The organism is Ameyamaea chiangmaiensis, assembly GCF_013376175.1.
Taxonomy (GTDB): Bacteria; Pseudomonadota; Alphaproteobacteria; order Acetobacterales; family Acetobacteraceae; genus Ameyamaea; species Ameyamaea chiangmaiensis.
In genome coordinates this window covers 1-9,231 of the sequence record NZ_JABXXR010000112.1, presented here as the reverse complement: position 1 = coordinate 9,231, position 9,231 = coordinate 1, and the positions used below count along the sequence as shown (strand labels likewise).

The 9,231-nt window shown below is 66.0% G+C and carries 11 protein-coding genes; 8 read left to right on the top strand and 3 right to left on the bottom strand.

Annotated elements, in window-relative coordinates; genetic code table 11:
* A partial coding sequence (locus tag HUK82_RS12220) for an ATP-binding protein (protein WP_394367498.1) occupies window positions 1-1,169 on the top strand: 1,169 nt, incomplete at its 5' end.
* A 12-nt stretch (window positions 1,170-1,181) separates the two neighbouring features.
* Here the strand turns inward: HUK82_RS12220 and HUK82_RS12215 are convergent.
* Window positions 1,182-2,795, bottom strand: a complete 1,614-nt coding sequence (locus HUK82_RS12215) for a carbohydrate porin (protein ID WP_306308928.1) — start codon at window positions 2,793-2,795, stop codon at window positions 1,182-1,184.
* Window positions 2,796-2,898: 103 nt separating this feature from the next.
* Between HUK82_RS12215 and moaB the strand changes: the two genes are divergently transcribed.
* The 3 genes from moaB (at window position 2,899) to HUK82_RS17615 (ending at window position 4,760) form a co-directional block, all read left to right on the top strand.
* Entirely contained in the window at window positions 2,899-3,441 is a 543-nt protein-coding gene (moaB, locus tag HUK82_RS12210) for a molybdenum cofactor biosynthesis protein B (RefSeq protein ID WP_176614225.1), read from the top strand.
* A complete protein-coding gene (locus HUK82_RS12205) occupies window positions 3,441-4,022 on the top strand; it encodes a DJ-1/PfpI family protein (protein WP_176614226.1) in 582 nt (193 codons plus the stop codon). Before moaB ends, HUK82_RS12205 begins: the two co-directional genes overlap by 1 nt.
* Window positions 4,023-4,133: 111 nt before the next feature.
* Window positions 4,134-4,760, top strand: coding sequence for a POTRA domain-containing protein (locus tag HUK82_RS17615; protein ID WP_176614224.1), 627 nt, complete (start codon window positions 4,134-4,136; stop codon window positions 4,758-4,760).
* Between the two features lie 51 nt (window positions 4,761-4,811).
* Here HUK82_RS17615 and HUK82_RS12195 read toward each other — a convergent pair whose 3' ends face one another.
* Entirely contained in the window at window positions 4,812-5,477 is a 666-nt protein-coding gene (locus HUK82_RS12195) for a dienelactone hydrolase family protein (RefSeq protein WP_176614223.1), read from the bottom strand.
* Window positions 5,478-5,525: 48 nt separating this feature from the next.
* Here HUK82_RS12195 and HUK82_RS12190 point away from each other — a divergent pair, with 48 nt between their 5' ends.
* The 4 genes from HUK82_RS12190 (at window position 5,526) to HUK82_RS12175 (ending at window position 8,375) form a co-directional block, all read left to right on the top strand.
* A complete protein-coding gene (locus HUK82_RS12190; RefSeq protein ID WP_176614222.1) occupies window positions 5,526-5,756 on the top strand; it encodes a DUF4169 family protein in 231 nt (76 codons plus the stop codon).
* 196 nt (window positions 5,757-5,952) lie between these two features.
* Window positions 5,953-6,246 carry a co-chaperone GroES gene (gene groES / locus HUK82_RS12185; RefSeq protein WP_176614221.1) on the top strand — a complete coding sequence of 98 codons (294 nt, stop codon included), beginning with the start codon at window positions 5,953-5,955 and terminating at the stop codon, window positions 6,244-6,246.
* Between the two features lie 64 nt (window positions 6,247-6,310).
* Complete coding sequence (groL, locus tag HUK82_RS12180) at window positions 6,311-7,951, top strand: chaperonin GroEL (RefSeq protein WP_176614220.1); 1,641 nt, start codon at window positions 6,311-6,313, stop codon at window positions 7,949-7,951.
* A gap of 220 nt (window positions 7,952-8,171) precedes the next feature.
* Window positions 8,172-8,375, top strand: a complete 204-nt coding sequence (locus HUK82_RS12175; RefSeq protein WP_176614219.1) for a cold-shock protein — start codon at window positions 8,172-8,174, stop codon at window positions 8,373-8,375.
* A 75-nt stretch (window positions 8,376-8,450) separates the two neighbouring features.
* On the opposite strand, the gene HUK82_RS12170 is transcribed toward HUK82_RS12175, so the two are convergent.
* Window positions 8,451-9,231, bottom strand: a 781-nt coding sequence (locus HUK82_RS12170; protein WP_305144408.1) for a helicase C-terminal domain-containing protein, incomplete at its 5' end; no start/stop codon positions are given.

The following is a 9,231-nucleotide window of genomic DNA, read 5'->3' as shown; positions in this document are numbered from 1 at the left end:
AAGGGGGGCGGGAGCAGCGGCGTCAGGCCGAAGCCGCGTTCGAGGCCGCCCGACAGATGTTCGATGTGATCGTGCCGCCGGGCGAGCGCGCGGGCGGCGACGCGGAGGCGGGACTTGTGGCCCTTCGGGCGCGGCGGAGTGCGCTGGCCGATGATCTTGCCGCCGGGCTCTCGGCGCTGGGACTGGCCGCGATCCCGGAGGACCCGCCTGGGTCGAGCGATGACGTGGATGCCACCGAGCGCGCGGCCCAGTCGACGCTGGATCAGGTCAATGCCGACGTGGCACAGGCCGAGCTTGAGGCGCGACTGAGCGCCGAACGTCTGGAGCAGGCAACGCAGGGTCATCTTCGCGCGCGCGAGGAGGCCGATCGCCTGCAGGCCGAGGAGAGTGCCGCCGTGACGGCTGACCCAGACGAGGCTCTGGTCCGACGGCACGAGGAGGCGGAGCAGGCCATCGGCGCGCTGGTGCGGGAGCGGGAGCGCTTGCAGCATGCGCGCCCCGCCGAGGGCCTGCCGTTCATGGAGGCGGCGGTCGACCGCCTGTCGCGCCAGATCGACGAGGGGCGGAGCGAGCGCGAGCGGCTGCGCACCGAAATCGCGCAGCTTCAGGGCACGATTCGTGGTGTCGAGGGCGAAGGGCTGGACGAGAAAATCGCCGAGGCGGCGCGTGAGGCCGACGGATTCGACCGCGAGTGCGCGTATTACGAGCGCGAGGGCGCGATCCTTGATCGGCTGCATCAGGCCCTGGTCGACGCGGAGCGCGAGGCGACGGAGAAATATCTCGCCCCGCTTCAGGCCATTCTGCGTCCCGCGTTACAGGCGCTGTTTCCACGCGCGCTGCTCTCGCTCGATCCGCAGTTCGGGCCCCTGTCGCTGGACCGGGGACAGACGGAGCAGGTTGCCGACCTGTCCGACGGCACGCGCGAGCAGATCGCGGTGCTGGTCCGGCTGGGCTTTGCCGAACTGATGCTGGCACAAGGGCGGCCCGCGCTTCTGGTGCTTGATGACGCGCTGACATTTTCGGATTCGGGGCGCCTGGAGCGGATGTTCGACATCTTCGGCGCCGTGGCTGCGCGCATGCAGATCATCGTGCTGACCTGCCGGGGTGAAATGTTCGCGGGTCTGGGCGCGCGGCGTCTGACGATCGACGCCGCCGCGCGCCTGGACTGAACCGGCCCTGCTTTACAGGATCGCGTTGAACTGGAGGCCAAAGACCGCGGCGTCGCCGAAGGTGGTCGTCGCGCCGGGCCGGTTGATGAACTGGAAGTCGGGTTGCAGGGTCAGGCCGCGCGTGACGTGAACATTGTAGAATAGCTCATAAATGTTCTCGTGCGTCTGGATACCGTACACCGCGCCCCACGCATTGGGCTGAAAGGGCTGTCCGGTCGCAACCGACGCTTCTTGCTGCAGGATCGATGAGCGGCTCATTTGCAGCCAGTTCCACGAGATACCGATGATGTCGAGCGGCCGTCCCCAGTGCGCGCCCGTCTCGATCATGCCTAGCCACGCGTGATGCGACATCGCGACGGTGTCGCCCGAGATGTGCATGTAGCCGCCCAGCGCGATCAGACCATTGGTCGCGCCGTCGCCATTGCGCATCAGCATCTGGTCGCCCTGGATCCACGCGGTGTAACGGCCCGCGTGCGTGCGGGCCGGCAGCCCGCTGCGCACCCACGCGTTGCCGTTGATGTCCTGAAAAATGTCGTCGTAGTGCGAATTGTCGTAGCCAAACCCGGCCTTGTAATGGCCCGCAAGGTGGTGCGGGCCGAATTCCGGGACCCAACCGAGTTCGAGTGGCGTCGACAGTTTGCCCATGCCGCTCTGCGCCCAGCTCCACCCGGAGATGCCGCCGTTGAAGGAGTGCGGCGACACGGCGAACAGGCCCGCCATTAGATAGACGTCGTTGCGCGGCATCACGCGCAGCACGGCGCCGAGATTGCCCGACGGCCAGTCGCGGCCGCCCGGTACGTACTTGCCCGGTGCGGGATTGCCGCACAGCACGACGTTCATGAAGTCGCAGAATAGCGGCGATGCGGCGAAGAACGAGCCCACGGGAATCCAGCCCACGCTGAGGTCGACATGGTTCCTGATCAGCGACTGCTCCAGATAGGCGTAGACGAGATGCGCGACGACATTGCCGCGCGCGCCGTAAATCTGCTGCACGGCGCCCAGATTGTCGCCGAACTGCGAACTCAGGCTCCGCCCGTGGCCGTTGACGATCATCATGTGTGACCACAGGTTCTTGGCCCCGGCGATTTTCCCCCAGTCCAGGTCGAGCTCGACCCCCACCTGTCCGGCGTTGGTCTGGGTGCGCTGACGGCCGCCGGTGGCGTTGCCCGACAGCTGCTCGAGTACGTCGACGGCCAGATGGATGCCGTGATCGACCAGCCAGGGCTGAACGCCCCCCCAGTCGCCGAGCAGGTGGTCGTTGCCGTAGGGCGCAGAAAACTGGTCGGCCGCGCTGGTTGGGATGGACGACCGACGGGCGTTCACGCGCATGGAGGGCTGGGTGCCGAGGTCGTTCGTGACACCTGGCGTGGCCTGTGCGCGCGCCGTGCGGATCGAGGGGGAGGCCGCGAGCGACAGCACGATCAGGGCGAGACCGAGCCAGCGCCATGCGGTGCGGCCGGGTCGGGACGTCGGGCGGAAAGGCTTGAGCAAAACGGGGCGGTTCCTGGCGTTATGAATGGCATCCGTCAGACGGCCGGCGGTCGCGTCCGGGCACATGCGGCCGGGGCGTGCGATCCGTCGCCCCTTCATGACAGGGCTGTAACCTGTCATGAACGTAGCGTTCATACAAACGTTTCAGTGGTGCCGACCGTGCCGGAGGGCATGGCGTTGAGTGCCCCGGGGGCGCATGGTATGGCGACGCTCGTACGTTCGGAAGGGGTGATGGAACATGTCGAAACTGGACCTGAGCGCACCGTTCCTGCCTGTGCGGATCGCCGTGCTGACGGTGTCGGACAGCCGGACCCCGGAGACGGATACGTCGGGGCAGATTTTGGTCGACCGGTTGACCGGTGCGGGCCACGAACTGGCCGACCGGGCGATCGAGCCCGACGATGCGGACCGCATCGTCGCGCGGCTTGAGGCCTGGATTGCCGATCCGGCGGTGGATGTCGTGATCAGCACGGGGGGCACCGGCGTGACGGGTCGTGACGTGACGCCTGAGGCCTATGACCGCGTGCTGGAAAAACGCATCGAGGGCTTCGGCGAGCTGTTCCGGATGTTGTCATACAAGACGATCGGCACGTCCACGATCCAGTCGCGCGCTCTGGCCGGTGTGGCCCGGGGCACGTACTTGTTCGCCCTGCCGGGTTCGAACGGCGCGGTGAAGGACGGCTGGGACGAGATTCTGAGACTGCAACTCGACAGCCGGCACAAGCCCTGCAATTTCGTGGAGCTGATGCCGCGCCTGCGCGAACACAAGGGAGCCGCATGATGGCCGACGACGCCCCCAAGATCCTTCTCCTCGCGGGTGACTATGTCGAGGATTACGAAATCATGGTCCCGTTTCAGGCGCTGACGATGCTTGGCTATCGCGTCGATGCCGTCTGCCCCGGCAAGAAGGCCGGCCAGACGGTGCGCACCGCCATTCATGATTTCGAGGGCGACCAGACATACAGCGAAAAGCCCGGGCACAACTTCACGCTCAACGCCGATTTCGATGCAGTGGATGAGGCGGACTATATCGGTCTTGTGGTGCCGGGCGGCCGGGCGCCGGAGTATCTGCGTCTCGATGCCCGGGTCATCGCGCTGGTCAAGGCGTTCGCCGATCGCCCGATGGCCGCCATCTGTCACGGCGCGCAGTTGCTGGCGGCCGCGCGCGTGATCGACGGGCGCAGGGTATCGGCCTATCCGGCCTGCCGCCCGGAGGTCGAACTGGCGGGTGGCACCTATGCCGATATAGCGGTTGATGCCGCCATCACCGATGGCACGCTCGTCACCGCGCCGGCGTGGCCCGCGCATCCGGCGTGGCTCGCACAGTTTCTCGATGTTCTGGGCGCGCGCATCAGCCTGTGAGGCGGTGGCGCACGTTGGCAGATCGCAACGCCTGTGCATGATGGCGGGTGTCGTGCGCGCCCGCTCCGGGCCCGTGCCCGTCGCATCGTGCTGACCTTGGGAGATATGACCGTGTTCAACCCCCGCCTGATCGCCGTTCGCTCGGTGTTTGGCCTCTCGCTTGCTATTGGTGGCCTTGCGGCGACCGCCCTGACGCCGTCGGTGTCTTTCGCCGCGCCACCGGCGGCCGATGCGCCTCTGAAGCTCAATAAACTGACGGTGACGGGCAATGCCAAGGTCGCCACGTCGGACATCATGGCGGCGGTGCCGTTCCATGTCGGCGATACCGTGACGCAGACCCAGATCATGGATGGCCTGCATGACGTCATGGCCGTGTATGAGAAGAACAAGGTCAACGCCCGCTTCGGCCAGAGCCTGAAGTTCATCGACAACAAGAAGGTCGAGGTCACCTGGGCGGTGTCCGACGAACAGGCCGTGACGAACGCACCGGCACAGGCATTGGTGGTCGAGGCGGTGAACTTTACCGGTAACAAGAAGGTCTCGTCGGCCGATCTGACCGCGGCAACCAAGCTGCGTCCGGGCTCGGAGGTGACGCAGGACACCTATGCCGCCGATCAGGCCGCGATCGTCGCGCTCTACAAGAAAAAGGGCGTGGGCGTGAAGGTCAGCTCGGCGGCGGCACAGCCGCACAACGACAACCGGGTCGACATCACCTACACGCTGGAGGAACAGGACTGATCCCGTCCGCCGGGGCGTTCACGCGCCCCGGCTTCCTGCCAGCCCGTCGTCTTACCAGAGATGGCGCTTGAGAAACGCGAGGCTGCGCTCACGCGCCAGCCGGTAGGCTTCGGGGTCGAAACTCGACCGTTCGGAGCAGCCGAATCCGTGGCCCGCGCCGTCATAGACATACATCTCCACATCGGGCTGGGCGTCGCGGATCAGCGTGACGTCGGTGTGCGGGATCGAATGATCCTCGCCGCCGAAATGCAGTTCGACCGGACAGTGCGGGTGGGCGGTGCGGTGCGCGGCGATGCCGCCTCCATACCACCCCACCGCGCACCGGAACGCGTCGGTCATCGTCGCGGCGTCCCAGGCCACCGTGCCGCCCCAGCAATAGCCGATGATCCCCGTGGGTGCGTGGCCGAAATAGGCGACGCACGCCGCGATGTCCCCGATCGGTGCCTCCGGCGGGATCTGTCCGCGCAGGGCGACGCCTTCCTTCACGTCGGCAGGCGTGTAGCCGAGTTCGATGCCGGGGCGGATCCGGTCGAACAGGGCGGGCGCCAGCACATGGAACCCGTCGGCGGCGAACCCGTCGCAGACCGAGCGGATATGGTGATTGACGCCGAAAATCTCCTGCACGACCACCAGTTTATGTGGCCGGGTGGGGTCTCCGGCCTCGTAGGCCGAGAGAACGTGGCCGTCGCGCGCGGTCAGGTGTAGGGTCTGTCCCATCGGGAATGTCCTTCGATCTGGTCTCGATCCGGCAGGGAGCTTGAGCCGTTGGGTGAAATCGTCAACCTCCGCCGTGTCAGAAAACAGCGAGCACGGGCGGATGCGGCGCGCGAGGCCGAACAGGCGCGGCTGTCCCACGGGCGCGGCAAGGCCGAACGCCGCCAGGCCCGCGCGATCATCGAGGCGCAGGCGCGTGTTCTGGACGGCGCGCGTGTCGAGGACGAAAGACACCTGCGAGAAGGGGTGTCGGGCGGGGTCGAAGATAAGACAGAATTATGAAACATGCAGTGTGTGCAACGCTGATCGCGGCCGTTCCACCGAATGGCATGCAGGCGATGCTTGACAGAAAGGGCGGGGCGCCCTATCTCGTTTGGCACTCCCGGCACGGGAGTGCTAACGCGACGCGGCGTTGTAGCGCGCAGCAACTGGTGCGTCGCTTCTGCGAAGGGCGCAACCCTAACATGGAGCAATCCATATGACGACTTTTCGTCCCCTGCACGACCGAGTGGTTGTCCGTCGCCTGACCGGCGAGGAAAAGACTGCCGGCGGCATCATCATCCCCGACACCGCCAAGGAAAAGCCCATGGAAGGCGAAGTCCTGGCCGTGGGTCCGGGCGCCCGTAACGAGCAGGGCCAGCTTGTGACGCCTGACGTCAAGGCGGGCGACAAGGTGCTGTTCGGCAAGTGGTCCGGCACCGAAGTGAAGATCGACGGCGAAGAGCTGCTGATCATGAAGGAAAGCGACATCATGGGTGTGATCGGCGGCTGACGCCGCCTCGAGCCACCCGTTTACGATCTCGTTTTTCCGTATATCCTCCTGAGGAGAATTCAAAATGGCTGCCAAAGACGTCAAGTTCGGCGGTGAAGCGCGCCAGCGCATGCTGCGCGGTGTCGATATCCTTGCTGATGCCGTGAAGGTGACACTGGGCCCCAAGGGCCGCAATGTCGTCCTCGACAAGAGCTTCGGCGCGCCCCGCATCACCAAGGACGGTGTGTCGGTCGCGAAGGAAATCGAACTGGCCGACAAGTTCGAGAACATGGGCGCGCAGATGGTGCGCGAGGTCGCTAGCAAGACCAACGACGTGGCCGGCGACGGCACCACGACGGCGACGGTTCTGGCGCAGGCGATCATCCGTGAGGGTGCCAAGGCCGTCGCCGCCGGCATGAACCCGATGGACCTCAAGCGCGGCGTCGACAAGGCCGTTGTCGCGGTCGTCGAAGAGCTGAAGAAGAACACCAAGAAGATCACGACCCCGGCCGAGACGGCCCAGGTCGGCACGATCTCCGCCAATGGCGAGAGCGAGATCGGCGAGATGATCTCGTCGGCCATGCAGAAGGTCGGATCCGAAGGTGTCATCACCGTCGAGGAAGCCAAGGGCCTGCACACCGAACTCGACGTCGTCGAGGGCATGCAGTTCGACCGTGGCTACATCTCCCCGTATTTCGTCACGAATGCGGAGAAGATGACGGCGGACCTCGATAACCCGTACATCCTGATTCACGAGAAGAAGCTGTCGTCGCTCCAGCCGATGCTGCCGCTGCTCGAGTCCGTGGTGCAGTCGGGCCGTCCGCTGATGATCATCGCCGAAGACGTCGATGGCGAGGCTCTGGCGACGCTGGTGGTCAACAAGCTGCGTGGCGGCCTGAAGATCGCGGCCGTGAAGGCTCCGGGCTTCGGCGATCGTCGCAAGGCGATGCTGGAAGACATCGCGATCCTGACCGGTGGTCAGGTCATCAGCGAAGACCTCGGCATCAAGCTCGAGACCGTCGGTCTTGAGATGCTCGGTCGCGCCAAGAAGGTGCACATCGAGAAAGAGAACACCACGATCGTCGAGGGTGTTGGCTCGTCCGACGACATCAAGGGCCGCTGCAACCAGATCCGCGCGCAGATCGAGGAGACCACCTCGGACTACGACCGTGAGAAGCTGCAGGAGCGTCTTGCGAAGCTGGCCGGTGGCGTTGCCGTCATCCGCGTCGGTGGCTCGACGGAGGTCGAGGTGAAGGAGCGCAAGGACCGCGTCGACGACGCGCTGCATGCGACCCGCGCCGCGGTCGAGGAAGGCATCGTCCCCGGTGGTGGCACGGCTCTGGCCCGCGCGTCCGCCGCTCTGGCCCATCTGCACTTCCACAACGACGACCAGCGCGTCGGTGCGGACATCATCCGCAAGGCTCTTCAGGCACCGCTGCGCCAGATCGCCTTCAACGCGGGTGAAGACGGTGCGGTCATCGCCGGCAAGGTGCTCGAAAACGACACGTATGCGTTCGGCTTCGATGCCCAGACCGGCGAATACAAGGACCTGGTCGCCGCCGGCATCATCGACCCGACCAAGGTTGTCCGTACGGCTCTGCAGGACGCAGCTTCGGTTGCCGGTCTGCTGATCACGACCGAAGCCATGGTCGCCGAGAAGCCGGAAAAGAAAGCTCCGCCGGCTCCCGGTGGTGGCATGGGCGGCATGGGCGACATGGATTTCTGATCCGCTCGTCGTCCGGGGCGGATGGGAAGGGTGCCTTCGGGCGCCCGACCCCTCTGGCCCGACGTCTGGAAAAAACCCGTCTGCCCTGGCAGGCGGGTTTTTTTGTGCGCGGATCGCGGCCCACGAGGACATTGCACTTGGTTGACAAATCCTGCGGAGCGTGACCGGATGGAGGCTGCGCCGCCAAGGTGCGGAACTGGATGAAAAGAGGCAGGTTGAGATGGCTACGGGAACGGTCAAGTGGTTCAACACCACGAAAGGGTTCGGCTTCATTATGCCCGACGATGGTGGGAAAGACGTGTTCGTGCACATCACCGCCGTTCAGGCGGCTGGCCTGCGCGGGCTGACCGAGAATCAGAAAGTGAGCTACGATATCGTGACCGAGCGCGGTAAGGCCGCCGCCTCCAACCTCAAGCCGCTCTGACGCGGCTGGCCCGGGACGGCATGTCGGCCACCGCCGCATGACCGTCAACCGGGCCCCTCCTGGGATCGTTCGTTCTTAAGCGTCCTGTTTCAGAAAATCAGCCACGCGTGCGACGGTGTCGGCCAGCCCCGCCCGTTCGACCACGACCCCCTCCGGGAACGCCGAAAACAGGCGTGACGGCGTGCGCCGGTCCAGCAGCACAAACACCCCCCGGTCATCGCGCACCCGCACCAGCCGTCCGAACGCCTGACGCAGCCGCAGCTGGGCGATGCGATCGTCATAGGCGCTTGCGTTGCCATGCGAGAGGTGAATGCGGCGCTCCCGGTGCAGTATGTCGGGCCGGGGCCAGGGCACGCGCTCGAACGCGACAAGACGCAGGGCGCGGCCGGGCACGTCGATGCCGTCGCGCATCGCGTCCGTTCCCAGCAGGCATGAGTCGATCTCCGTGCGAAAGATGTCGACCAGTGTCGCGTTGTCCAGCGCATCGACATGCTGGGCATAGAGCGGCAGCCCGGCATCATCCAGCGTGGGCGCGATCCGGCGATGGACCGCGCGCAGTCGGGCGATGGCCGTAAACAGCCCCAACGCCCCGCCACCCGCCGCGAGAAACAGGCTGCGATAGGCCGCCGCGAGAGCCTCGGGATCATCGTGCGCTACGTCTTCGACGACGAAGGCCCGGGTTTGCCGGGCATAGTCGAACGGGCTGGACAGCGACGCCCGGACGGCGGGGCTGGGCAGGTGCTGGGCGCCCACGCGCTCCTCGGCGGCATCCCAGGCGGCTTCGGCGTCGTCCTCGGTGCCGGTCGTGCGGTCGCGCAGGGTGGCCGAGGTGATCAGCAGGCCGTGGGCGGTGCTG